This is a genomic window from Nonomuraea lactucae, assembly GCF_003313395.1.
Lineage (GTDB): Bacteria > Actinomycetota > Actinomycetes > Streptosporangiales > Streptosporangiaceae > Nonomuraea > Nonomuraea lactucae.
Window position 1 is genome coordinate 1 of the sequence record NZ_QNFZ01001043.1, and the last position, 23,451, is coordinate 23,451.

The 23,451-nt window shown below is 72.2% G+C and carries 21 protein-coding genes and 1 pseudogene; 9 read left to right on the plus strand and 13 right to left on the minus strand.

The genetic code is table 11. The annotated features are described in order from the left end of the window. Window positions 1-860, plus strand: a pseudogene (locus DQW85_RS39585) (hypothetical protein); the annotation flags it as partial. A 13-nt stretch (window positions 861-873) separates the two neighbouring features. Here the strand turns inward: DQW85_RS39585 and DQW85_RS39590 are convergent. Both DQW85_RS39590 and DQW85_RS39595 read right to left on the minus strand, forming a co-directional pair. After that, entirely contained in the window at window positions 874-2,109 is a 1,236-nt protein-coding gene (locus DQW85_RS39590; protein ID WP_338043448.1) for an RNA polymerase sigma factor, read from the minus strand. Beyond that, window positions 2,106-2,513: a YciI family protein gene (locus tag DQW85_RS39595; RefSeq protein ID WP_113704881.1), complete on the minus strand. Its 408-nt coding sequence runs from the start codon at window positions 2,511-2,513 to the stop codon at window positions 2,106-2,108. Before DQW85_RS39595 ends, DQW85_RS39590 begins: the two co-directional genes overlap by 4 nt. A gap of 211 nt (window positions 2,514-2,724) precedes the next feature. Between DQW85_RS39595 and DQW85_RS39600 the strand changes: the two genes are divergently transcribed. Next, on the plus strand, window positions 2,725-3,381 hold the full coding sequence (locus DQW85_RS39600) for an HNH endonuclease family protein (RefSeq protein ID WP_113704867.1): 657 nt from the start codon (window positions 2,725-2,727) through the stop codon (window positions 3,379-3,381). Here DQW85_RS39600 and DQW85_RS39605 read toward each other — a convergent pair whose 3' ends face one another. The 6 genes from DQW85_RS39605 to DQW85_RS39630 form a co-directional block, all read right to left on the minus strand. Beyond that, entirely contained in the window at window positions 3,382-4,158 is a 777-nt protein-coding gene (locus DQW85_RS39605) for a MerR family transcriptional regulator (RefSeq protein WP_113704868.1), read from the minus strand. 77 nt (window positions 4,159-4,235) lie between these two features. Next, complete coding sequence (locus DQW85_RS39610; protein WP_113704869.1) at window positions 4,236-5,264, minus strand: ABC transporter ATP-binding protein; 1,029 nt, start codon at window positions 5,262-5,264, stop codon at window positions 4,236-4,238. A gap of 10 nt (window positions 5,265-5,274) precedes the next feature. Beyond that, window positions 5,275-6,828, minus strand: a complete 1,554-nt coding sequence (locus DQW85_RS39615; RefSeq protein ID WP_113704870.1) for an ABC transporter permease — start codon at window positions 6,826-6,828, stop codon at window positions 5,275-5,277. Window positions 6,829-6,840: 12 nt separating this feature from the next. Continuing rightward, window positions 6,841-7,860 carry an iron ABC transporter substrate-binding protein gene (locus tag DQW85_RS39620; protein ID WP_205315756.1) on the minus strand — a complete coding sequence of 340 codons (1,020 nt, stop codon included), beginning with the start codon at window positions 7,858-7,860 and terminating at the stop codon, window positions 6,841-6,843. A gap of 39 nt (window positions 7,861-7,899) precedes the next feature. Beyond that, a complete protein-coding gene (locus tag DQW85_RS39625; protein ID WP_162795747.1) occupies window positions 7,900-9,333 on the minus strand; it encodes a hypothetical protein in 1,434 nt (477 codons plus the stop codon). Continuing rightward, on the minus strand, window positions 9,330-10,265 hold the full coding sequence (locus tag DQW85_RS39630; RefSeq protein WP_162795748.1) for an NAD-dependent epimerase/dehydratase family protein: 936 nt from the start codon (window positions 10,263-10,265) through the stop codon (window positions 9,330-9,332). The genes DQW85_RS39625 and DQW85_RS39630 overlap by 4 nt, the downstream gene beginning before the upstream one ends. A 134-nt stretch (window positions 10,266-10,399) precedes the next feature. Here DQW85_RS39630 and DQW85_RS46230 point away from each other — a divergent pair, with 134 nt between their 5' ends. Beyond that, the gene (locus DQW85_RS46230) at window positions 10,400-12,073 is read left to right on the plus strand and encodes a lysylphosphatidylglycerol synthase domain-containing protein (RefSeq protein ID WP_205315757.1); all 1,674 of its coding nucleotides are present in this window, start codon (window positions 10,400-10,402) and stop codon (window positions 12,071-12,073) included. Here DQW85_RS46230 and DQW85_RS39640 read toward each other — a convergent pair. Next, a complete protein-coding gene (locus DQW85_RS39640) occupies window positions 12,060-12,731 on the minus strand; it encodes a cache domain-containing protein (protein WP_113704873.1) in 672 nt (223 codons plus the stop codon). The two genes, DQW85_RS46230 and DQW85_RS39640, sit on opposite strands and share 14 nt — an antisense overlap. Further along, complete coding sequence (locus DQW85_RS39645) at window positions 12,721-13,482, minus strand: FadR/GntR family transcriptional regulator (RefSeq protein ID WP_113704884.1); 762 nt, start codon at window positions 13,480-13,482, stop codon at window positions 12,721-12,723. Before DQW85_RS39645 ends, DQW85_RS39640 begins: the two co-directional genes overlap by 11 nt. Before the next feature lie 49 nt (window positions 13,483-13,531). Between DQW85_RS39645 and DQW85_RS39650 the strand changes: the two genes are divergently transcribed. From DQW85_RS39650 to DQW85_RS39665, 4 genes are read left to right on the plus strand one after another with little or no spacing between them, the layout of a single operon-like run. After that, on the plus strand, window positions 13,532-14,566 hold the full coding sequence (locus tag DQW85_RS39650) for an ABC transporter ATP-binding protein (protein WP_113704874.1): 1,035 nt from the start codon (window positions 13,532-13,534) through the stop codon (window positions 14,564-14,566). A 15-nt stretch (window positions 14,567-14,581) separates the two neighbouring features. After that, window positions 14,582-15,790 (plus strand): ABC transporter substrate-binding protein, encoded by a 1,209-nt coding sequence (locus DQW85_RS39655; protein ID WP_113704875.1) that lies wholly within the window; start codon window positions 14,582-14,584, stop codon window positions 15,788-15,790. Continuing rightward, the gene (locus DQW85_RS39660) at window positions 15,790-16,668 is read left to right on the plus strand and encodes an ABC transporter permease (protein WP_113704885.1); all 879 of its coding nucleotides are present in this window, start codon (window positions 15,790-15,792) and stop codon (window positions 16,666-16,668) included. Before DQW85_RS39655 ends, DQW85_RS39660 begins: the two co-directional genes overlap by 1 nt. After that, on the plus strand, window positions 16,665-17,474 hold the full coding sequence (locus DQW85_RS39665; protein WP_113704876.1) for an ABC transporter permease: 810 nt from the start codon (window positions 16,665-16,667) through the stop codon (window positions 17,472-17,474). Before DQW85_RS39660 ends, DQW85_RS39665 begins: the two co-directional genes overlap by 4 nt. A 24-nt stretch (window positions 17,475-17,498) precedes the next feature. Here the strand turns inward: DQW85_RS39665 and DQW85_RS39670 are convergent, their stop codons facing one another. Next, a complete protein-coding gene (locus DQW85_RS39670) occupies window positions 17,499-18,878 on the minus strand; it encodes a protoporphyrinogen/coproporphyrinogen oxidase (RefSeq protein WP_113704877.1) in 1,380 nt (459 codons plus the stop codon). A gap of 184 nt (window positions 18,879-19,062) precedes the next feature. On the opposite strand from DQW85_RS39670, the gene DQW85_RS45160 reads away from it, so the two are divergent. Next, window positions 19,063-19,218: a hypothetical protein gene (locus tag DQW85_RS45160; RefSeq protein WP_162795749.1), complete on the plus strand. Its 156-nt coding sequence runs from the start codon at window positions 19,063-19,065 to the stop codon at window positions 19,216-19,218. A 130-nt stretch (window positions 19,219-19,348) separates the two neighbouring features. Further along, window positions 19,349-20,347 (plus strand): ArsR/SmtB family transcription factor, encoded by a 999-nt coding sequence (locus DQW85_RS39675; RefSeq protein WP_162795750.1) that lies wholly within the window; start codon window positions 19,349-19,351, stop codon window positions 20,345-20,347. 44 nt (window positions 20,348-20,391) lie between these two features. Here the strand turns inward: DQW85_RS39675 and DQW85_RS39680 are convergent, their stop codons facing one another. Beyond that, complete coding sequence (locus tag DQW85_RS39680; protein WP_113704879.1) at window positions 20,392-21,870, minus strand: MFS transporter; 1,479 nt, start codon at window positions 21,868-21,870, stop codon at window positions 20,392-20,394. A 44-nt stretch (window positions 21,871-21,914) separates the two neighbouring features. Further along, the coding region (locus DQW85_RS47970; protein ID WP_338043449.1) for a methyltransferase domain-containing protein at window positions 21,915-23,451 on the minus strand (1,537 nt) is incomplete at its 5' end.

Below are 23,451 nucleotides of genomic sequence, written 5' to 3' on the forward strand. Positions count from 1 at the left end.
CCGGGGCCGGAGCCGCCCTCGCCGCCGGGCTGGCCGTGGGATGGGCCGACTGGATCGTCGAGGCGTTCGTCCGGTTCGGCGGGCCACTGGCCCGCTGGCGGGCGGCGGGAGCCGCGAACGAGACCGGCCTGCACGTCTCGCTGTACGAGCACGCCCGAGCGCTCAACGGGCCGCTGCTGTGCCGGCCGCCCGCGCACTGCGGCGCCGTCCAGCCGCCCTGGCTGCTCTGGTGGTGCGCGATCCCGGTCCTCGTCCTGATCGGCCTGTACGCGGCGCGCCGCCGTGACCGCCTGGCCGGATACGCGCTCCCGGCCGCCGCCGGGCTGTCGCTGGCCCTGCCGTACCTCTTCCTGGTCGGGTACGCGGCGCCGCGCTTCCTGCTTCCCGCGTACGCGCTGCTGGCGTTCCCGATCGCGTACGGCGCCCTCTGGATGCTGGAACGCCCACAGGGGCGGATCGCGCGGCCAGCCGCCGCCGCGCTCGTGGGGGCGGGCCTGCTCGCGCAGCTCGGCCTGCAGGGGCTCACGCTCGCCAAGGTCGTCTCGTACCGGCTGTCCTTGCGGCAGGCCGACACCCAGGTGGCACAGGCCCTGAACGCGCTGCGCCTGAGCCGCCCCTGCCTGGTGTACGGCGAGCACGCGGTGACGATCGCCCACCAGGTGGGCTGCGAGTCGCACACCGTCCTGCGCTGGCCACGGGAGGAGGGCGTCCCGGCCGCGGTCAGCGGCGCCCGGAGCGCGGGCAAGAGCGTGGTCGCCGTGCACAGTGGCCGGTCTGTCCCGGCGCCGTTCCTGCTGGGCTGGCAGCGGCACGAACTGCCTGAGGTGCGGCCCGGCAGGTGGTACGCGTACCTTCCCTGAACCCCAAGCCCGTTCAGGTCTCCAGGCGGGAGGCGCGGCCGTACAGGTAGCGCTGCTGCGGGAGGTTCGTCGTGCGCCTGGCGGCGGCCACGTAGGACTCGCGCGCTCCCGCGCGGTCACCGGCCAGCTCCAGCAGGTGCGCGCGCACCGCGTGCAGCCGGTGGTCCTCGGCGATCCGCCCGTCGGCCGCCAAGCGGCCGAGCAGGTCCAGCCCCGCCCGCGGGCCGCGGGCCATGGCCACCGCGACAGCATGGTTCAGGGCGACCATCGGGTTGTCCGTGAGGCCCATGAGCACCTCGTACAGCGCCGTGATCTGCGGCCAGTCCGTCTCCTCGGCGCTCGGCGCCTCGTCGTGGAGCGCGGCGATGGCCGCCTGGAGTTGGTACGGCCCGACCGCTCCCCGGGGCAGCGCCTCGGTGACGAGCGCCACGCCCTCGGCGATGTGGGCGGCGTTCCACAGCCCGCGATCCTGCTCGGCCATGGGGATCAGGGCGCCGTCCGGGCCCGTTCGCGCCGGCCGGCGGGCGTCCACCAGCAGCATCAGCGCCAGCAGCCCCGCCACCTCGCTGTCGTCGGGCAGCAGCCGGTGCGCCAGGCGGGCCAGCCGGATCGCCTCGGCCGCCAGTTCGCCGCGGTGCAAGCGCGGCCCGGACGTGCTGGCGTACCCCTCGTTGAAGATGAGATAGAGCACGTGGAGCACCGCGCCCAGCCGTTCGGCGCGCTCGGCTCCCGTGGGGACGGCGAACGGCAGGCCGCTGTCCTTGATGCGCTGTTTGGCCCGGGTGATGCGCCGCGTCATCGTCGCCTCCGGCACCAGGAACGCGCGGGCGATCTCGGCGGTGGTCAGACCGCCGACCGCGCGCAGCGTGAGCGCGATCTGGGAGGCCGGCGACAGCGACGGATGGCAGCACATGAACAGCAGGATCAGCGTGTCGTCGGAGTCCGACGCCGGCCGGTCGGCGGCCGGCGCCAGCCACTGGTCCGGCAGGGTCCACCGGGCGACGGTGTCCTCCCGCCGCTGCCTGGCCTGCTCGGCGCGGAGCAGGTCGGTCAGCCTGCGCGACGCCACGGTGATCAGCCAGGCCCGCGGGTCGTCCGGGACGCCCTCCCCCGGCCACTGCGTCGCGGCGGCGAGCAACGCCTCCTGCACCGCGTCCTCGGCGGTGCCGAAATGCCCGTAGCGCCGTACGAGCGCGCCGAGGACCTGCGGCGCCAGCAGGCGCAGCAGGCCCTCGACCTCGGCGATCACCCTTCCAGCTCCTCGCGGGACTCCGTGATCGGCCGGATGTCGGCGTACGCGGTGGCGGCGACGTGCGCCGGAGCCGGGCACTCGCCCAGCCGGGCGGCGATCTCGGTCGCCCGGTCGAAGCTCTCGCACTCCACGATCCAGTAGCCCGCCAGCACCTCCTGGGTCTCGGCGTACGGCCCGTCCGTCACGACCGGCGCCCCGCCCTGCCCGCCGATGCGCCTGGTGTGGACCGGGGCCGCCAGCCCCCGCGTCTCGACGAGCTCGCCCGAATCGGCCAGGTCCTTGTTGAACGCCTCCATGAACGCGCCCATCGCCGCGAACTCCTCCGCCGACCAGGCCGGCTTGCCGCTCGCCTGCCCGGCCATGCCGTCGTAGTCCTGCTGCGAGGCGTAGGTAAGGATCATGTACTTCACGGTCTCTCCTCTCCTCCGGCGCTCCTGCGGCGCCCTTCGGAGGAGACGTCGGAGCCGCCGGCCTGACCCGGACATGTACCCGCTGCGGCAATTCTCCGCGACAGGCCATCACCGTCAGTCCCCGGCGCCGCAGGCTTGCGTCACCCTTCCGTGCCTGGAATATCGCTGCCGTCGGCGGGGAGTTGCTGGTAGGGGTAGAGTCATGATCTTCTTGTGGCGGGCAGTCCAAGTCGCCGTCCTCAGTCTCCTGATCATCCCGTTCACCGCTGTCGTCGCCACCCCGCGGGCGGCGGCCGACCAGCGCGAGCGATCACAGGCCGAGGCGGGCACGCTGGCCCGCCGCATGCTGGCCCAGCTGAGAGTCGCCCGCCCGTTGTCGATCCGTGGGTACGGCCACCGGCGGTTCCAGCCCCGATGGGCGCACCACCGGGGCAGGTGCGACGCGCGAGAGGTGGTCCTGGCTCGCGACGGGCGGCGCGTGCGCAGGAACGCGGCCTGCCACCCGGTCAAGGGAGTCTGGTACAGCCCGTACGACGGCAGGTGGCTGAAGAGCGAGAAGCTGGTCGACGTCGACCACGTCGTGCCGCTGGCGTACGCGTGGCGTTCGGGCGCCAGCAGGTGGAGTCAGGCGCGCCGGCGTGCCTTCGCCAACGACCTCACCCGCCCCGAACTGATCACGGTCAGCCATTCCGCCAACATCGCCAAGGGCGGCCAGGGGCCGCAGAGCTGGCGTCCGCGGCGCCGCGGCTACTGGTGCCGCTACGCGACCTCGTGGATCACGGTGAAGCATCACTACCGGCTCTTCGTGACCCGGAAGGAGAAGGTCGCCTTGCTCAACATGCTGCGGACCTGTCGATGATCATGTTCCTGCCGGGCCCGCGTCGCGGATCAGCCGGACCACCTGGCGTACGACCTCGGCCTGGGCCGGGGCGAGCCCGTCGAGGAACGGCTCGACCTCCTCCGCGCTCCACCCGCCCGACTCGTGGACGGCGCCGGCCAGGATGTGTTCGGCGGTGTAGCCGGCCATCGCGGTGGCCAGAAGAGTGATCCGCGGGTCGTCCGGCCCGGCCTCGGCCAGCTCGTCCATCCGCCGGTAGAAGTCGAGGCCGCGCGCGGTCAGCTCGGGATCGGCGGCGAGCGTCGCGTACCTCGCCCAGGGGCGGTCGCGCGGCGGCGTCACGCTGTCGATCAGCACCAGCAGGTCGCGGTCCCACTCCGCCGTCTTCGACGACCTGCTGCCCGTGGCCTCGACCTGCCGCAGGAAGGCCACCAGCTCGGGCGAGGCGGTGTCGTCCGGCCCCAGTGCGCCGGCCTCGGCCATGTTCAGCAGCGCGGCGAGCCGCGAGCGCCTGGCCCGGATCTCCGACTCCTGCCTGGCCAGGTCGGCGTCGATCTCGGCCAGGATCTCCGGCAGCTCCCGTCCCCGGTCGTCGGCGACCACGTCGCGGGCCTCGTCCAGGCTCAGCCCGAGCTCGACGAGGCGGCGCACCCGCGCCAGGGCGACGGCGTCGCGCATGCCGTACTCGCGGTAGCCGTTGGCCCGGCGGGGCGGCTCGGGCAGGACGCCCTGGTGGTGGTAGTAGCGCACCGTCCGGGTGGACACTCCCAGCAGTGCGGCGAGCTCTCCGATCCGCATGCACCCAGTGAAGACGTTGACGCCACGTCAAGGTCAAGCCGCGGCACGGAGGGTGGTGCCCGGACCGGGCGTCCTGGTCACTCCGGGTAGAACAGCACCGGTCCGCGCACGGTGACTCCGATCCGGTGGCCCGGCCGGTACGGAACGTCTCCGCGGGTGCGGGCGCGGATCGTGTTGCCGGAGTCCAGCCTGACGGTGATCGCGGCGTCGTGGCCGAAGAACTCCACCCGTTCGACCTCACCGTGCACGCCCGCGTCCGGTTCGGAAGGCCCGGACAGCCCGGACACCTCGGACAGCTCGAACTGCTCGGGCCGCAGCGCGACGTGGCCGGGGCCGGTGGCGCCGTTGGCGCGGTGCGGGAGGTCGCCCAGGGTGCACGAGGCGACCCCGTCGGTGGAGTACGCCTCCAGCACGACGGCCTCGCCGATGAAGGTGGCGACGCCGAGGTCGTGGGGGGTGGCGTAGACCGACGCGGGCATCCCCTCCTGGACGATCCGCCCCTCGCGCATGACCGCCACGGTGTCGGCCATCGACAGGGCCTCCTCCTGGTCGTGGGTGACCAGCACGGCCGTCGCCCCGGCCCGCTTGAGCGCGGCACGCACGTCGTCGCGTACGGTCACCCGCAGCGACCGGTCGAGCGCGTTGAACGGCTCGTCCAGCAGGACCACGCCGGGCCTCGGGGCGAGTGCCCTGGCCAGTGCGACGCGCTGCTGCTGGCCACCGGAGAGCTCGTGCGGCATGCGCTCGCCGAAGCCCGCCAGGCCCACGAGTTCGAGGCACTCGGCGACCCGGTCGCGCGAGCCGCGGGGCAGGCCGAAGCCCACGTTCCGGGCGACCGTCAGATGCGGGAAGAGCGCCGCCTCCTGCGGGACGATGCCCACCCCGCGTTTCTCCGGCGGCAGCCCGGTGACCTCGCGGTCGCCGATCCGCACCGACCCGGCGTCGGCTTGCTCGAACCCGGTGACGATCCGCAGCAGCGTGGTCTTGCCGCACCCGGACGGGCCGAGCACCGCGGCGAGCTCCCCTTCCTCCACCACGAGTGAGCAGCCCTGGAGCACGGGCACGCCGCCGAACGACTTGGCCACCTCGGTGACGGTCAATCTCATGTCATCTCCTTCACGGAGCTGTCATCTCCTTCACGGAGCGGCGGCCGAGGACGAACCCCGGGATGGCGGCGAGCAGCATCAGCAACGCGGCGTACGGCGCGGCGGCGCCGTACGCGCCCGAACCCGTCTCCGTCCAGAGCTGGGTGGCGAGCGTCTCCATGCCGGTCGGCCGCAGCAGCAGCGTCGCCGGGAGCTCCTTCATCGCGGTGAGGAACACCAGCGCGGCCCCCGCCAGCACCCCTGGGAACGCCAGCGGGAGCGTGACCTCGCGGACCGTCTGGAGCGGCCTGCGGCCCAGCGAGCGGGCCACCTCCTCCAGGACCGGCGGCGACTGGAGCACGGAGGCCCGGACGGCGCCCACGGCGGCCGGGAGGAAGAGCACCGCGTAGGCCAGGACCAGCAGCGGGGAGCGCTGGTAGAGCGGCTCGGCGTAGCGGACGGCGAAGAACACGAAGGACAGCGCGATCACGATGCCCGGCAGCGAGTGCCCGGCGTAGGAGGACTGCTCCAGGAAGGCCGCCGTCCGCCCCCGGTGCCTGGCCGCGATGATCCCCATCGGTACGGCCAGCGCGGTGGTGAGCAGCGCACCGGCGGCCGAGACGCCCAGCGTCGCCACCACGGCCGCCCCCAGCTCGCCGGGATCGAGGCCCGTGGAGGAGCCACCGGCCAGCCAGTAGCCGATGCTGACCAGCGGGAAGCCCACGGCCAGCGCGGCCAGCCCGCCGGACCAGGCCAGCGCGAGCCCCTTGGCCCTGAGGCGGATCACGCTGCGGCCACGCGGGGGGCTGCCGCGCATGGCGTACGCCGCCCGCCCCCGCGTCCTGGCCTCGGCCACCACGACGAGGAGCGTGATCAGCACCAGCAGCAGCCCGAGCACGGCCGCAGGGGTGCGGTCGAAGCTGGCGCGGTAGGAGGTGTAGATCTGCGTGGTGAACACGTCGAGCCGCATGATCGAGACGGCCCCGAACTCGGCGAGCACGTACATCGCGACCAGCAGTCCTCCGGCCGCCGCCGACGGCCGGAGCTGCCGGAGCACGACGGCGAACCGCCGGCGGCCCAGGGACAGCGCGACCTCCTCCATCGCCGGGTCCATCCGGCTGAGCGCCGCGGCGACCGGCAGGTAGACGTACGGGTAGCTGCAGAGCGTGAGCACCAGCACCGAGCCCGTGAAGCCCGAGATGTCGGGCACAGCCGCCACCCAGGTGTAGGCCGCCACGTACGAGGGCACCGCGAGCGGCAGGGCGGCCAGCACCCCGAAGGCCCGGCGCCCGGGCAGGTCGGTCCGCACGACCAGCCAGGCGAGCGACACCCCGATCGCCACGCACAGAACGGTCACCACGGCCGCGAGCCCGACGCTGCGCGCCGCCAGCTCCAGCGTGCGCGGCCTCGACAGCACCCGGACCGCCGTGCCGAGGCCGCCCTCACCCGCCCGCACGAGCAGATATCCGATCGGCGACAGCGCCAGCAGGGCCGTCAGCAGCGACGGGACGAGCAGCGCGGCGGGGATCCGCCCGCCCCCCTGGCGCGGGGCGCGGACCCGATCGGATGCGCGTGTGGCGGACATGACCTACACCGCCTAGACCAGGCCCACGTCTTGCAGGAGCGACAGGGTCTGCTCCAGCGAGTCGAGCTTGGACAGGTCCAGTTGCGGACCCTTGAGCGAGTCCAGCGCGGGCAGGCCCGGCGCCGTGGCCACGCCGGTGATCAGCGGATACTCCTTGGTCTGGTCGGCGAAGTACTTCTGCGCCTCGGTGCCGAGCAGGTAGTCGACCGCCTTCTGGGCCGCCGGGGCGTGCTTGGACGCCTTGAGCACGCCCACCCCCGCGACGTTGACCAGCGCGCCGGGGTCGGCGCCGGGCAGGAAGGCCAGCTTGGACGGCACCGCCGCCTGGCCCTTCTCGGCCACCTTCTCGTACCAGTAGTAGTGGTTGATCAGGCCGAGCTGGAGCTTGCCGGCGTCCACGGCGTCGAGGATGGCGACGTTGTTGGGGAACTTCTGGGTGCCGTTGGCCTTCATGGCCTCCAGCCACTGTCGGGCCTTGTCCTCGCCGGAGACGACGCGCAGCGCGGTCACGAACGCCTGGAACGAGGCGTTGGTGGGCGCCCAGCCGACCTTGCCCTTGTACTTCGGGTCCGTCAGCTCGAACACGCTCGCGGGCGGGGTGGGCACGGTGCGCGGGTCGTAGACGATCACCCGGGAGCGGCCCGAGACGCCGACCCAGGTGCCCTGCGAGCCGCGGAACTTCGCCGGGACGCGGTCCAGGGCCGCCTGCGGGATCGCGGCGAGCAGGCCCTCCTTGCCCAGCGCGCCGAGCGCTCCGGCGTCCTGGGAGAAGAACAGGTCGGCCCGGGTGTCCTCGCCCTCCTCCAGGATCTGCGCGGCCAGCTCGGCGCTGTCGCCGTAGCGGACCTGGACGTTCAGCCCGGTCGCCGCCTTCAGCTTCTCCAGCAGCGGGCTCACCAGGTTCTTGTTGCGGCCGGAGTAGACGACCAGGGAGTTGTCGTCGAAGGTCGGGCCGTCATCGCCACAGGCCGCGGTGGTCCACATGGCGATGGGGATGAGTGCGGTGGCGATCAGCCTGCGTAGCGGCGACATCGGCTTCCTTACGTTCCACTGGGATTGAGTTGGCCCGCCTCACCTGGGTAAAGCGGGGAGTTCGTCGCGGTCCTTCGCCGTGCGGTGGCCGTACCAGGCGAGCAGCCCGATCGCGGCGAGCCAGCCCAGCAGCGGCAGCGGCGACCCGGTGAAGCCCGCCCGGTAGTCGGGCAGCAGGAGCGGCTCGATGAGGCGGTACACGGGAGAGCTCGTGCCGGTGAACTCGCTGGCCCAGGTGATGCGGCGCGCGTAGCCGTCGGCCAGCAGCCAGCCGTACGCGGCCACCCCGGCCAGGCCGGCGACGAGGGCGGCGGCGCGGACCCGGGCCGTGGCACGGTCCAGCCACCACAGGACGAGCAGCAGGGCGAGCGGCAGGACCACCACCAGCTGACGGCCCGGCCACCAGAAGCCGTGCATGGTGCTGGCGACGAACGTGGCCACCAGCCAGCCACCCGCCAGCGGCGCCACCAGGACCTCCCAGTTCGCCGGGCGCAGCCGCAGCACGGCCACGAGCGCGGGGATGAGCAGCAGCCAGGCGGGCTGCCAGGTGGCGATGCCGTACCCCTCGTCGGCGAACAGGCCGACGAGCCGCAGCAGCCGGGCCACGATCTTGAAACCGCGCCCGACCATCACGCCCATCTCGCCGTTGTCGTTCTGGAAGTGCACGCCGCTGGCGTACACCGTCCAGCCGCCCCACACGAGGCGGTGAACCACGAGATAGAGCGCGCCCATGACCGCCAGCGCGGCGGCGAGCGGCCCGCGGCGCGGCCACCTCACCAGGGCCAGCCCGGCCAGGAGCGCCGCGGGGAGCACGTACTTCACCGACAGCCAGGGCAGCGCGGTGACCAGCGCGCAGAGCGCCACGGGGCGCGGCCGGTCGCCGGTCAGCACGGCGACCGCCCCGGTCACCGCGAGCGCCGCGGGCAGTTCGGGGAAGACGAGCTGCCCGTACACGGCGAAGGGGGCGCTCGCGAAGGCGACCAGCACGCCGGCCGTCGCGACCGGGAGCGAGACGGCGAACCTCCGGACCGCCACCCACAGCACGAGCGCGGCGAGGGCTCCGGCCAGCAGGGTGAGGGTGGCCTTGGCCGCGACCCACCCGGACAGGCCCATGGCGGGCGCGAGGACGACGGCGAGCAGCGGGTCATGCGGGCTGAGCTCGCGCCTGTCGGCGAGCACGGCGGTCTGTCGCGGCAGGTGCGCGCCGTCGAAGGCGGTCCAGCGCCGCTCCGCGATCTCGTCGGAGACGTCGAGGTCGCCGTCCTCGAACAGCGACAGCGCGGTCAGGAGGTACTGCGGCTCGTCGGAGGAGACGTGCTGACCGAAGCTCGTGCGCACGCCGATGCCCAGCGCGGCGGCCACGACGGCGACCACGGCGACCAGCAGCATCGCCGACCGCAGCCGCCGCCCGGTGGCCGTCCCGGTCGTCCCGGTCACGGGTGCCGCGGCGCTCGCCGGGCCCGCGGAGGTCATGGCGCGACCGCCGTAGCCGGTTGGAGGGCGCCCGCCTGGCGGCGCACGACGTCGGTCAGGTCGGTCTCGGGCGACCAGCCGATCAGCGAACGCAGCCGCCGGACGTCCGCCAGGGAGTCGCTCGGCTCGGCGGTCGTGGCGGGCTCGACGGCGAAGACCACCTCGGTGTCCAGCGCCTCGGCGACCGCGTCGGCCATCTCGCGGAGCGTCCGCCCCCGTCCCGTGCCCACGTTGACGACGCCGCAGGAGCCGGCGAGATCCATCATCGCCTGGGCCGCCTGCCGCACATCGGTGACGTCGCGGGTCCGGTCGAGCGAGCCCAGCACCCGCAGCGGGCGGCCCCCGCGGGCCGCCTCCAGCCAGATCGACAGCGCCATGTCGGGCCGCTGGCCCTCGCCGGCGACGGTGAAGGGCCGGACGACGGCCGTCGGTCGGCGGCGCTCAACGCGCGCGGCGCAGAGCCGTTCCAGGCCCACCTTGCTCTCGGCGTATCCGCCCACGGGCCGTACCTGGTCGGTCTCGCGGCTGGCCCGGCCGTCGCGCGCCCCGCCGTACACGGAGCTTGATGAGGCCACCACCAGCGGGACCCGCTCCGGAACGAGCGACAGCACGCGGGCGCCCGCCAGCACGTTGTCGCGGTGCCGCCGCGACCCGATGCCGGGGGCGGTGTCGCGGACCCCGGGGCATCCGGCCAGGTGGAAGACCGCGTCGGCGCTCTCCAGGGCCGCGCGTACGAGATCGTCGTCTTCGAGCAGGTCGGCGGTGAGCTCGGTCAACCCCGGGCGGGAAGGCTGCTGTCGCCGGTCGATCCCGATCACCTTCTCGCCGGCGTCGATGAGCAACTCGGTCAGAACCCGCCCGATGAAACCCGCGGATCCGGTCACGATCGAGGTCACCCGCGCCTTGCCCCTCTGCCATGAACGGCCGTACATCAACATCTGATCAACACGCCCACTTACGCGCCTGCTGACTCGCCGTGCACGCCACCCGGTCCGGGCATTCCGGGTGAGGTAAAGGTAGCCTAACCTCACTCTGCCCAAACTCAAAGAATGCGTTGCGAGGAGCCGTGCCCATCCCGCCCCGGAAGCGCCCCCTGACCGCCCTCGTGCGGCGCGGAATCGGCCTGATCGTCCTGGTGGTCGCGGTGACCTATCTCACCCGGATCGCCTCGGGAGAGGATCTGGTGGCCGGGCTGCGCGCGCTGCTCTCCGACCCTGCCGGAGTGGGCGCCGCGCTGCTGGCGTACGCGTGCGCGTTCGGCCTGCGCGCGTGGTCCTGGCGGCTGGTCCTGCCCGCGCTGCCGATCGGGCAGGCGTGGGCGGCCCTGCACGTATCGCTGCTCGGCAACCACGTGCTGCCGTTCCGGCTGGGCGAGGCGCTGCGCGTGACGTCGGTGACGCGCCGCACGGACCTTCCGGCGGGACCGGTGATCGCCTCGACCGTTACGCTGCGCTCCGCCGACCTGCTGTCGGTCGCGCTGCTCGCCGCGGTGGCCGCGCCCGGCCTGCTGTCAGGGCCGGCCGTCGCCTGGTTCTGGCCGATGGTCTGCGTGCTGGGCGTGGTGATGCTCGCGGGCCTGATCTTCCTGGTCCGCGGCACGACCGGCGACGGCGGCAGGAGCGCGACCGTGCGGCGGGCGAGCGTGGGGCGGGTGACCGTGAGGTGGGCGGTCGTCATGCCGGTGGCCTTGGCCGCGGCCGTGGCCGCCTGGACGCTGGAGGCCGCCGTGGTCTACGAGGTGGCCAGGCTCGCCGGGATCGCGCTGTCGCCCGGTGAGGCCGTCGCGGTGACGGCCGTGACGATCGCCGCGCAGACCGTCGCGGTGACACCGGGCGGGTTCGGCTCGTACGAGGCCGCCGCGGCGGCCGCCCTGACCGCCCTCGGCGTGGCGCCCGGCCCCGCGTTCGCCGTCGCCCTCATTACGCACGCCCTGAAGACGGCCTACTCCCTCGCCGTCGGCGGTGTCGCCCTGGCCCTGCCGCAGCCGGGATACTTCGGCCGCTTCCGGCTCCCCCGCCGCCTGCCGTCCCGCCCGGAGCCCGCGCCGGCGGATCCCGAGGCCCCGGTCGTGGCGTTCATCCCGGTGTTCGACGAGGAGCAGACGATCGGCACGGTGGTCAGCCGGCTGCCGAGCACCGTGGGTGGCCGGAAATTGCACGTCATCGTGGTGGACGACGGCTCCACCGACGCCTCCGCCGCACGCGCGGCGCAGGCGGGCGCGACTGTTATCCCGCAGCCCCGCAACCTGGGGCTGGGCGCCGCCGTCCGGCTGGGCCTGTCGGAGGCCGTGCGGCTGTCGCCAGCCGCCGTCGTCTACCTCGACGCCGACCTGGAGTACTTCCCCGAGGACATCGAACGGGTCGCGGCCCCGATCCTCTCAGGCCGGGCCGACTACGTGGTCGGGTCCAGGTTCGCGGGCGAGATCGAGCGCATGCTGGCGCACCGCCGTTTCGGCAACCAGGTGCTCACGCGCTGGGTGAGATGGATGACCAGGCACGAGATCACCGACGGGCAGAGCGGCTACCGCGCCTTCTCGCCGGCCGCGGCCCGCGACGCCGAGGTGATCCACGACTACAACTACGCCCAGGTGCTGACCCTGGACCTGCTCGCCAAGGGGTACGTCTACCAAGAGGTCCCGATCCGGTACGCGTTCCGGGCCACCGGCGAGTCGTTCGTGAAACTCGGCCGCTACCTGCGCATGGTGATCCCGGCCACGTACCGCGAGCTCAACTCCCCATAGTGGGGAGACCGTGCCGCAACTCCACCAGAGCCAGCGGGAGGTCCCCGCAGGGCAGCCCGCCGCCCCGGTAGATCGTGCCGGTCAGGTGCCTGGTCGTCGTCGACGCCACGACTCTGCCGTCGGCGTTGACCAGGAAGGCGGGACTGCCCAGCCCACGCAGGACGGGCAGCACCGCCACCTCGAAGCGGCGGACGAACACGTCGGCCGCGGCCACTCCGACGAACGTGCCGTCCACGCGCACGGGGATGGACAGGGTCAGGGCGTATTCGTCGGTGCAGAGCAGGTCGACGTACGGCCCGCAGACCGTGCGCTCGGCTCCCGAGGCGGGATCGGCGTACCAGCCCCAGTGGGTGTAGTCGTAGAAGGCGCCACTGGACGGGTCGAGGTCCCTGACCAGCCGGACCGGGCCCGACGGGCTCTCCTGCCACCACTCGAGGAACCAGGGCGCATCGCGCAGCAGCCCCGGCGCGGCGATGAACCCGATGCCCGCGATGAGCCCGCCCAGCCGTTCGAACAGGACCATCCTGAGCGCGGCGAGGTCACCCGACTCCCGCGGCCTGAGGCGTTCCGTGACGGCGCGCACCTCGCGCAGGGCGGCGAAGACGTCCTCGACGATGTCGACGACCGCGTCCGTCGCGGTGTCCGGCTTAGTGATCATGTCGCACCTCGGGGGGATACCGCAGTCGCAGCTCAATGAGATGTCCGACGGCCGCGAGCGCGTGCCGTTCGGCGAGTGCCCTGGCGAGGTCGCCGTCACCGCGTTCCACGGCCTCGGCGATGGCCTCATCGTCCTCCCCCTGTGTGGTGTGCGGAAGCCACAGCAGCGCACCGATGTCAGCCTGTAACCGGATCTCCTCCTGCGTGAGTCGCGCCGACTGCGAGGCCGCGGCCACCTCGATGTGGAAGCGACCGTGCAGCCTGCGCGCCTCGCCGGGGGTGGCGGCCGCCGCCATGGCGACGAGCGTCCGTTTGAGCGGCGCGAGATCCGAGGGCAGCGAACGCTGGGCGGCGAGGCGAGCCGCGGCGCCGGAGACGGCGGCGTAGTGGTCGCCCAGGTCGCGTAGGTCTTCGACGGTCAGCTCGGCCAGCCTGCCGGGCACCCCGAGGGAGTCCTCGCGCGGCGCGCGAGCGAAACTGCCCCCGCCCCTGCCGCGCCGGGTCTCGACCAGGCCCCGCTGCCGCAGGGCCATCAGCGCCTCGCGCAGGGTGACGGTGGAGACGCCCAGCCGCGCGGCCAGCTCCGCCTCGCTCGGCAGCTGCTCGCCGTCGGCCACCAGGCCGAGCAGGATGGCGTCGGTGAGTCTGCGGACCACGGCGTCCACGCGTGCGGTGCTGTCGACCGGCGCGAAGGCGGCCGAACGCGCACTTCCGGCGATTTCCGGCACCCTGACCTCCTTCGCCGCCGCCATGTCGTAACAGTACTTGTCACCAAACATTTAACCTCATATGTTTTGGTTCATGCCAGACCAGGAAGCGGCTGTCCGGTTAATCGGCCTCCGCAAGAGCTTCGGCCCCGTCGAAGCCGTGAGCGGGATCGATCTCGAGATCGCCGACGGCGAGTTCTTCGCCATGCTCGGCCCGTCCGGTTCCGGCAAGACGACGGTGCTCAGGATGATCGCCGGCTTCGAATCCCCCACCGCGGGCATGGTCGAGCTCGGCGGCGTCGACGTCACCCGGCTCGCCCCTTTCGAGCGCGATGTGAACACGGTGTTCCAGGACTACGCCCTGTTCCCGCACATGAGCGTGCTCGATAACGTGGAATATGGCCTGCGAGTGAAGAAGGTGCCCAGGTCAGAGCGGCGTGAGCGAGCACTCGCAGCGCTGGGGAGCGTGCGTCTTGACGGCTTCGAGAGGCGCAGGCCCAGCCAGTTGTCCGGTGGTCAGCGCCAGCGTGTCGCCCTGGCCCGTGCCCTGGTCAACCGGCCGAGAGTGCTGCTCCTCGACGAGCCGCTCGGCGCCCTCGACCTCAAGCTCCGCGAGGAGATGCAGGTCGAGCTCAAGTCGATCCAGCGCGAGGTGGGCATCACGTTCCTGTTCGTCACCCATGACCAGGAGGAGGCGCTCACCATGAGCGACCGAGTCGCGGTCTTCGACCAGGGGCGCATCGAGCAGGTCGGCACGCCCGCCGAGGTCTACGAACGCCCGGCGACACCGTTCGTCGCCTCCTTCGTCGGCACCTCCAACCTCATCTCCGGGGATGCGGCGCACGCCGTGCTCGGCAAGGGCGGCACCTACAGCGTGCGCCCGGAGAAGCTCCGGCTGTCCGACCTCGACGCCGCCGTCGGCGCCGACGAGCACAGCGCCACCGGCACCGTCGCCGAGGTGGTCTACGCGGGGCCCGCCACCCGCTTCGTGGTCGACCTCGACGTGGGCGGCCGCCTGGTCGCCCTCCAGCAGAACCTGCAGGTCTCGTCCATGGAGGTCACCGAACTACGCGGCAGCCGGGTCCGCCTCGTCTGGAACCGCCGTCACGAGTTCGCGATCGCCTCGTAAGAAAGGGCCCCGATCATGCCCAGCGCCATACTCAGAAACAGCCTCGCCGCCGCCGCCGTGCTCACGCTGGTCGCCGCCTGCGGCTCCACCGAGCCGTCCACCGAGGCGACCGCTCCCGGCCAGGGCGGCTTCACACCGCCCAAGATGGAGGCGCTCAAGACGCTCGGCCCCGGCGAGGGCCAGGTCAACCTGGTGGCCTGGGCGGGATACGCCGAGGACGGCTCCAACGATCCGAAGGTCGACTGGGTCCACCCGTTCGAGAAGGCGACAGGCTGCAAGGTCAACACCAAGACCGCGGGCACCTCCGACGAGATGGTGAACCTGATGAAGACCGGCGAGTACGACGTCGTGTCCGCCTCGGGCGACGCCTCACTGCGGCTGATCGCCGCGGGCACGGTCGCACCGGTCAACACCGCGCTGACGCCGAACTACGCGGACGTGTTCCCGGGCCTGAAGAACAAGCCCTGGAACTCCGTCAACGGCGTCGCGTACGGCGTCCCGCACGGCCGCGGCGCCAACCTGCTCATGTGGCGGACCGACCAGGTCAAGCCCGCGCCCACCTCGTGGGGTGTGGTGTTCGACCCGGCGTCGCCGTACAAGGGGAAGGTCACCGCCTACGACTCACCGATCTACATCGCCGACGCGGCCGTCTACCTGATGGCGACCAAGCCCGAACTCGGCATCAAGAACCCGTACGCGCTCGACGACAAGCAGTTCCAGGCCTCGGTCGACCTGCTGAAGCAGCAGCGCCAGATCATCGGCGAGTACTGGTCGGACTACACCAAGGAGGTCCAGGCCTTCAAGAGCGGCGACTCCGTCGTCGGCACCACCTGGCAGGTGATCGCCAACCTGGCCAAGACCGACAAGGCCCCGGTCGATGTGACGCTGCCCCAGGAAGGTGCGACCGGCTGGTCGGACACCTGGATGGTAGCGGCCAAGGCCAAGCATCCCAACTGCGCCTACAAGTGGCTCGACTGGATCGTCTCCCCGAAGGCCAACGCGCAGGTCGCCGAGTGGTTCGGTGAGGCGCCCTCGAACGCCAAGGCGTGCGCCGAGACCACCGACCCGAAGCACTGCGACGTCTTCCACGCCACCGACGAGGCGTACTTCTCCAAGGTCTGGTACTGGACCACGCCCATCGCGCAGTGCATCGACGGCCGCACGGACGTCAAGTGCAAGGACTACGCCGAGTGGACCCGCGCCTGGACGGAGATCAAGGGCTGATGACCGCCACCGCCGCCCCGGGGGTGCACGCGCCCCCGGGCGGCCCGCGCCGCAGGCTCGCCGCCTTTCTCCACCGTCACGCACGGGTACGGCTGTCGCTGCTGCTGTCGGCGCCGATGGCCTGGCTCGGGGCGGCCTACCTGGGCTCGCTGGCCGCCTTGTTCGTGACGGCGTTCTGGAGCGTGGACACCTTCACCGGCAACCTGGTGAAAGAGTTCACCTGGGCGAACTTCCGCGACATCGTGACGGGCGAGGTCTACCGCACGATCGCGCTGCGCTCGCTCGGCGTGGCCGTGCTCGTCACGCTGATCGACCTGGTCATCGCCTTCCCGATGGCCTTCGCGATGGCCAAGCTGGCCTCGCCGCGAGCCCAGCGCTGGCTGGTGATCGCCGTGCTCACCCCGCTCTGGGCGTCCTACCTGGTCAAGGCCTATGCCTGGCGTGTGCTGCTGTCCGCCGGCGGCGTCCTGGGCTGGGGCTACGGTCTCGGGGCGACCGTGCTGACATTGTCCTACCTGTGGCTGCCCTACATGATCCTGCCTATCTACGCGGGCCTGGAGCGGCTGCCGAACTCGCTGCTGGACGCCGCGGGCGACCTGGGCGCACGAGGTTGGCGGACGTTCAGGACCGTGGTGTGGCCGCTCACCTTCCCCGCGGTGGCGGCCGGGTCGATCTTCACGTTCTCGCTGTCGCTCGGTGACTACATCGCTGTCAAGATCGTCGGTGGCAGCAGCCAGCTCATCGGCAACGTGGTCTACGACAACATAGGCGCCGCGAACAACCTGCCGTTCGCCGCCGCCGTCGCCACCGTTCCCGTCGTGATCATGCTGTTCTACCTCGCCGCGGTCCGCCGCACAGGCGCTCTGGAGAACCTGTGAACCTGTCCCGTACGGCTCGCGCGCTGCTCTGGGCCGCCCTGGCCGGCGGCCTCGGCGTCGTCTACGTGCCGCTGCTGATCGTCCTGCTCAACTCGGTCAACGCCGACCGGACCTTCGGCTGGCCGCCCCCCGGGTTCACGATGAGGTGGTGGGCCGCCGCCTGGGAGTCCGGCGGGGTGCGCGACGCCCTCGTGACGTCACTGCAGGCCGCCGTCGGAGCCACGGCGATCGCGCTGCTGCTGGGTACGATGGCGGCCTTCGCCGTGCAGCGCTACAGCTTCTTCGGCCGCGAGTCGGTCTCGCTGCTCATCGTGCTGCCTATCGCGCTGCCGGGCATCGTCACCGGCATCGCGCTGAACAACGCATTCCGCACGGTCCTGGAACCTTTCGGCGTGTCACTCGGCCTGTTCACGGTGATCGTCGGGCACGCGACGTTCTGCGTGGTGACGGTGTTCAACAACGTCCTCGCCCGACTACGGCGGCTGGGCGCGTCGATCGAGGAGGCGTCGGCGGATCTTGGCGCCGACACGTTCACCACGTTCCGGCTGGTGACGTTCCCGATGATGCGCTCGGCCCTGCTCGCCGGAGGTCTGCTGGCCTTCGCGCTGTCGTTCGACGAGATCATCGTGACCACCTTCACCGCGGGCGCGGGCGTGCGGACGCTGCCGATCTGGATCTTCGAGAACCTCTTCCGCCCCAACCAGGCACCGGTCGTCAACGTCGTGGCCGCCGCGCTGATCATCCTCTCGGTGGTGCCCATCTACGTCGCGCAGCGCATCTCCGGCGTCGAGGCCACCACCCACTGACGGCCGCACACCCGCGGGGCGCCGTCAATCCTCCACGACATGCCCGGCGAAACGCTCGCGCGCGGCCCGCCACGCGCCGGCGTCCCACCCTTCCTCACCGAGGGCGGCCACCGCGTCGTACCCCATGGCCATCGCGTGGTGGGTGTTGTCGTGCGCGAACAGGCCGAGCCTGCCGAACGTGGTCACGCCCGGCAGCGAGCCCGCCCAGGCGTCGAGGCCGCGCAGGTGCGCGGCGTAGCCCGTCTCGTAGACCGGATAGACCTGCGGCAGCCTGCGCACGACCAGGTCGGCGAGGTCGACCGGCGGCAGGCCCGAGCGGGCCAGGGTGTCGCGCACCAGCTCCGAGTGGTCGTCGGCGCGCCAGATGTCGTCGCCGACGGCACAGGGCACCTCGAAGCAGAGCACGCTCCGGTCGGCCGGGTCGTCGGCGCTGCGCCGGTAGTTGGCGGGCTCGGAGATCCGGGTGACCGGAGTGTCCGGGCCGGGCAGGTAGTGGGCGTCGTACGAGGTCCAGCGCCCGCCCTGGTGAACCGCGTACACCAGCACCATGGCCCGGAACCGCAGCCGCCCGGCCGCCTCGGTGACCTCCGGCGGCGGCCCCGGATCGGCCAGCCTGGCCAGCGCGGGCATCGGAATCGTGGAGAACACGTGTCCCGCGGTGAGCTCGCCCTCGGGCGTGTGGAGCCGTACGGCGTCCGCCTCCACGACGATGCGCGTGCAGGCCGTGCCGAGCCGCATCCGCGCCCCCGCCGCCACGGCGGCGTCGGCGAGGACGTCCACGATCTGCCCGAAGCCGCGGCGGGGATAGTAGAAGATCTTGCCCTGGCCGTCGGGCCGCCCCCTGAACAGCCGCCGCGCGATCTTCCACGGGCTGTCGGCGGTCACGCGCTTGCGCGCCTGGTCCTCGTCGATCTCCTCGCCGGGCAGCCCCCACAGCTTCACCGCGTACGGAGCGTAGAGCGCCTCGTACAGCGCCGGCCCGAGGCTCGCGCGGAGGGTCCCCGCGTAGGTCGGGCTCCCCCTGCGGGCCGGTGCGGTCAGCGCGTCCAGGCCGACCCTGGCGAGCAGGCCGGGCGGCAGCCTCCTGGCGAGCTCGCCCGCCTTGAGCGGGAAACCGACCCAGGCGTCGCCCATGCGCAGCCGGCCGTTGCGCGGCCGCTGCTGCAGATCGTCGCCGAGCAGCTCGCGCAGATCGCGCAGCAGGTGGGGCGGCGTGGCCGGATGCAGCCGATGGCTACCGTGATCGACCCGGATCCCGGCCACCTCGAAGCTCGCCGACAGCCCGCCGGGGTGGCCGGCCCGTTCGAGCACGACGACGGACAGCCCCCGGCGCGCCGCCCGCCAGGCGGCCGCCAGCCCGGACGGCCCCGCCCCCAGGACGACAAGATCTGCACTCTCTGCCATAGCGGACTCACCCTACCGGCACCGGGGAAAGGCTGTCGCATCGCTATCCATTGCGCGAATGCAGGTATTCGCAATGTGGATAGCAGGTCCCTTTATATCGCTAATAGGATCATCTACCGACAATACGACGTCACTTATTTGGTGATCCGTCGGCAGCCCAACTCATCTGTGAACGGGATGGAAGATGAGACGAATAGTTCTGAAGCTGGCCGCGACGTCCGCCTTCGTGGGCGGAGCTCTCACGCTCGCCGCCTTACCGGCCACCGCCGCCGACCGCGACTGGGGCGCGGGCGAGGGCGACGGGACGGGCAGCGTCCGCATCACGGACGACGTCCGCTGACCGAGCGCGAATCGTTCACCCGGAGGACCGCCGCGGTCGCGCACGCGCACGGCCGCGGTCACTTCAACGAACGCCGAAAATTTCACCTTCGAAAACGTCTCGAAGGCATCCGAGTATTCGAGCGCAACCTGTGGAGACCACGGTTACCAGAACAAACGTATGGAGCGAGCTGCGCATCACCTCCGCCCCCCACGTCTCCATTTCGATCTCTCCTCACCTGACCGCGCTGGCGATGATCGCCGACGCGCTGGCCGGGCGCAGGCGCGGACTTCCCGGGAGCTGGCGGCGCGCGGTCCAGTCACAGGTGAGCGCGCCCGCCCGTGAGGCGGTCCGGCCGCTGGCGGCCCCCGGCTACTCCGTCGTACCGGACAGCGTCGTACCTGGCACGGCGGTGTTCGAGGCGTCCGTACAGGCCCGGGTCGGCATGCTGCGCGACATCCCGCCGGAGTCGCTGATCAAGGACCTTGAGCAGGCGTTCGGCCCGGGCCCCCTGCCCGAGCACTGGCGTCCCGCCGCCGACCGGCCGGACCGCTGGCTGCACGGCTACGCCACCGCGCTCGCCGACGTCTGGACCGTCACGGAGCCGCTCTGGCGGCGGGCCCGCCCGCTGCTCGACAGGGAGATCGAGCGCGTCGGCGTCGCCAGCGTCCGCGGCGGCCCGGAACCGCTGCTCGGCATGCTCAACGACCGCATCAGGTACGGCGAGCGCGAGCTGCTCATCGCCGACATCGAATCCAGCACGTACGAGCTGGGCGAGCGGCGCATCATCCTGGTGCCGATGCTGGCGGGCAGGGACGCGGTGATCGTCAGCCTGGACAATCCCGACGCGGTGTGGATCGCGTACCCGCTGCCGGGTGCGGAGTCGCTCTGGCACGCCCCGGCCGCCCAGGCGCTGGACGAGCTGTCGGCGCTGGTGGGCCCGGTCCGCGCCGAGCTGCTCAACGCGCTCGACCGGCCGATGACGATGAGCATGCTGGCGTCCAACGTGCGGATCGCGCCCAGCGGCATCACGTACCACTGCGACAGGCTCCACGCGGCACGCCTCATCTCCCGCGAGCGCCGGGGGCGTGAGGTGTGGATCGCCCGCACCCAGCGCGCCAAGGAACTGCTCGAACTCTTCCACGGCTGAGGCCGGCCGGGAGTCTCGTCCAATCGCCCGGGACCGAGGCACAGTCACGACCCCGGGGAGCGCCGGGCGAGGGCACGACTTCCAGCCACGAAGGCACGACTTCCAGCCACGAGGGCGCGGCTTCCGCCCGCGATGGCGAGCGCGACGACGATCAGGAGCGCCGCGACCACGAACGTGATCCGCATGCCGACCGCGACGGCCTCGGGGCGTGCCGTTGTGATGTCGGTCGTCGCCGACGCGAGCGCGAACACGGCGCCCATGGCGGACGCGCCGGTGATGAGCCCGAGATTGCGTGACAGGCTGAGCGTGCCGGAAATGACACCCCGCTGGTCCGGGTGGACGTTCGTCATGACGGCGGTGTTGTTGGCCGTCTGGAACATCGCGTACCCGGTGGTGATGACGACGATGGGGGCGATGTAGCCGCCGACGCCGAGCGTGGCCGGCAGCGCGGACATGACGAGCGAACCGGTCGCCACTCCGATCAGCCCGACGACGGTCATGCGTTGTGCGCCGAGACGGTCCACGACGCGACCGGCCGGTATCCCGTTCAGCGCGGTGACGACCGGACCGACCGACATGACGAGTCCGACGAGAGCCGCGTCGAGCCCGAGCGCGCGAGCGAGATAGAACGGCCCGACCACCAGCGTCGCCATCATCACGGTCGAGACGAGCGTGCTCGTGGCGAGGCTCGCACTCAGCGCCGGATCGCGGAACATCGCCGGCCGGATCAACGGTGATGCCGTTCTCGCCTCGACGAGGACGAAGAGACCGGCTCCGAGCGCGGCGGCCAGCAGCAGAGCCGCGTTGAGCGGGCCGAAACTCCCCCGCCCGAGCGTCATGGCGAGCGCGTAGGCCGCGAGCGTCAGAGCCAGCACCAGCGTGCCCGCCCTGTCGAAGCGGGTCCGATCGGCCTTCGGCGCCCGGCGGTCGAGGGGCAGGTGGCGACGCGAGAGAAGAAGAGTCACAGCGCCCAGCGGTACGCAGACGAGGAAGATCGCTCGCCAGCCGAGCCCGGAGATCAGAACGCCGCCGAGCGATGGACCGAGAGCGGTGCCGATCGCGGACATCGTGCCGAGCAGCCCCATGGCGCTACCGGTCCTTTCCTTCGGCACCGTCTCCCCCACGAACGCCATGGTGAGGGCCATCATCATCGCCGCGCCGAGCCCCTGCGCCGCCCGGGCGGCGATCAGCGTCCAGAGCGTGGGCGCGACGCCGCACAGCACCGAGGCGACCGTGAACAGGAGGATCCCGGCCAGGAGCAGCCGCCGGCGGCCGGCGATGTCACCGAGCCGTCCGACGCTGACGATCATGGTGGTGAGGGCGAGGAGATAGGCGAGGACGATCCACTGGACCTCCTGGAAGGAGGCGGTGAACGCCTGTGTCAGCGTCGGCAGGGCGACATTGGCGATGCTGATGCCGAGCGAGGGCAGCAACATTGACAGCGCCAGGCCGGTGAGCGCCCACCGGAGCAAGGGTGCCCGTTCGGTTGCTCCTGCGAGGGGTGGCTGCAACATGCACTCCATCTGTGGCGGATCGCACCATACCGGGTTGGGTGGAAGCCGTGAGGTCAGGCGCGTGTGCCGGGTGAGCGGCGGTGTGCGACCAGGACGGCGTCGTGGATCGTGATGGCGCGCCCGTCGGGGTCGACCGCGGCGCGCGGGCGGGCCTCGGCCACCGGCACCCGCCACTCGGCGGGGTCGAGCGAGGCGGCGACCTCCTCGGCGGTGTACATCAGGTCCGGGAAGTGCATCCGGTGGGCGGTGGTCCGCAGGTCGGAAGGGTGGTGTCCGACGATGAGCAGGGTCCCGCCAGGAGCCACCGCGGCGGCCAGCCGCTCGAACAGTTCGCGCCTCGCGTCGATGGGCAGGTGCATGAACTGCGACGACACCAGGTCGTACGCGCCTTCGGCGGGAGGCTGGTCGCGTAGGTCGGCCTGCGTCCACGTGATGCGGCCGGAGACCTCCGCTCCCGCGGCCGCGGCCTGGACGGCTGCCCGCTCCAGCGCGGTGCTGGAGATGTCGACCGCGGTGACGCGCCACCCGCGTTCGGCGAGCCAGATCGCGTCGGCGCCTTCACCGCTGCCGACGTCGAGCGCGCGTCCGGGGGCGAGCTCGGCGGCTTCGGCCACGAGCTGCGGGTTGGGGCGTCCACTCCACAGGGCCGGGCGCCCGCGGTAGCGTTCCTCCCAGGCGTCCCGCTCGAACATGGTGCGCGCCTGGTGCCGGTACGCGTCGACGGCGTCGCGGACGTCCTCGGCGACGAGGTCGGCGTTGATCGCGGCGCCGGCCTTCAGGCCCGCCGCGGCGGCTGTGATCAGTTGAGCCTGTACGTCGGCCACGTTGCCCGCCACCCACACGCCGGGAACACCGGTGGCCCCGGTGGAGTCGGCGGGCACCTGGGCGCCCACGACCTGGCCGCCGAACTCCACGTCGACCGGCTTCAGCCCGAGCGGCTCCAGCACGTCCGCGCAGGCGGACAACCTCGGCGCGACGGCCACCGCGTCGAGCGCGACGATCTCGCCCGAGGCCAGCCGAACGCCGGTCAGCGCGTCATCGGCCGTCTCCAGCCCCGCGACCGGGCCGTCCACGACGGTGATCCCGCGCGCCGCCAGCCGCTCGGCCTGCTCCGCACTCGGTGCCGGGGTGTGATGCAGCAGGAGCAGCACGTGCGGGCTCCACTGTCGCCACAGCTCCACCTGGTGCCAGGCCAGCGGCCCGGTCGCCAGGACGCCGATGCGCCGGTCGCGGACCTCCCACCCGTGGCAGTAGGGGCAGTGCAGCACGTCCCGGCCCCAGCGCTCACCCAATCCCGGCACGTCGGGCAGCTCGTCGACGAGCCCAGTGGTGACGAGCAGCCGCCGTGCCCGCACGGAACGCGCGCCGTCCAGCGTCACCAGGAAGCCGTCGCCGTCCTTCGCGGCGGCCTCGACCCGCCCGGTGACGATCAGGCCACCGTACCGGGTCACCTCGTCCCGCCCGGCCGCCGCCAGCTCGGCGGGTGGCGTTCCCTCCCGGGCCAGGTAGTTGTGCACGTGCCCGGCGGGCGCGTTGCGCGGCCGGCCGGCGTCGACCACGAGCACCGACCGCCGCGCCCGCGCCAGCGCC

Excerpts from the sequence above, each read along its gene's own strand:
- DQW85_RS39595 (WP_113704881.1), bottom strand. The coding sequence starts at position 2,513 with ATGATCCTTACCTACGCCTCGCAGCAGGACTACGACGGCATGGCCGGG.
- DQW85_RS39600 (WP_113704867.1), top strand. The coding sequence starts at position 2,725 with ATGATCTTCTTGTGGCGGGCAGTCCAAGTCGCCGTCCTCAGTCTCCTG.
- DQW85_RS39605 (WP_113704868.1), bottom strand. The coding sequence starts at position 4,158 with ATGCGGATCGGAGAGCTCGCCGCACTGCTGGGAGTGTCCACCCGGACG.
- DQW85_RS39610 (WP_113704869.1), bottom strand. The coding sequence starts at position 5,264 with ATGAGATTGACCGTCACCGAGGTGGCCAAGTCGTTCGGCGGCGTGCCC.
- DQW85_RS39615 (WP_113704870.1), bottom strand. The coding sequence starts at position 6,828 with ATGTCCGCCACACGCGCATCCGATCGGGTCCGCGCCCCGCGCCAGGGG.
- DQW85_RS39620 (WP_205315756.1), bottom strand. The coding sequence starts at position 7,860 with ATGTCGCCGCTACGCAGGCTGATCGCCACCGCACTCATCCCCATCGCC.
- DQW85_RS39625 (WP_162795747.1), bottom strand. The coding sequence starts at position 9,333 with ATGACCTCCGCGGGCCCGGCGAGCGCCGCGGCACCCGTGACCGGGACG.
- DQW85_RS39630 (WP_162795748.1), bottom strand. The coding sequence starts at position 10,265 with ATGTACGGCCGTTCATGGCAGAGGGGCAAGGCGCGGGTGACCTCGATC.
- DQW85_RS39640 (WP_113704873.1), bottom strand. The coding sequence starts at position 12,731 with ATGATCACTAAGCCGGACACCGCGACGGACGCGGTCGTCGACATCGTC.
- DQW85_RS39645 (WP_113704884.1), bottom strand. The coding sequence starts at position 13,482 with ATGGCGGCGGCGAAGGAGGTCAGGGTGCCGGAAATCGCCGGAAGTGCG.
- DQW85_RS39650 (WP_113704874.1), top strand. The coding sequence starts at position 13,532 with ATGCCAGACCAGGAAGCGGCTGTCCGGTTAATCGGCCTCCGCAAGAGC.
- DQW85_RS39655 (WP_113704875.1), top strand. The coding sequence starts at position 14,582 with ATGCCCAGCGCCATACTCAGAAACAGCCTCGCCGCCGCCGCCGTGCTC.
- DQW85_RS39660 (WP_113704885.1), top strand. The coding sequence starts at position 15,790 with ATGACCGCCACCGCCGCCCCGGGGGTGCACGCGCCCCCGGGCGGCCCG.
- DQW85_RS39670 (WP_113704877.1), bottom strand. The coding sequence starts at position 18,878 with ATGGCAGAGAGTGCAGATCTTGTCGTCCTGGGGGCGGGGCCGTCCGGG.
- DQW85_RS45160 (WP_162795749.1), top strand. The coding sequence starts at position 19,063 with ATGAGACGAATAGTTCTGAAGCTGGCCGCGACGTCCGCCTTCGTGGGC.
- DQW85_RS39680 (WP_113704879.1), bottom strand. The coding sequence starts at position 21,870 with ATGGAGTGCATGTTGCAGCCACCCCTCGCAGGAGCAACCGAACGGGCA.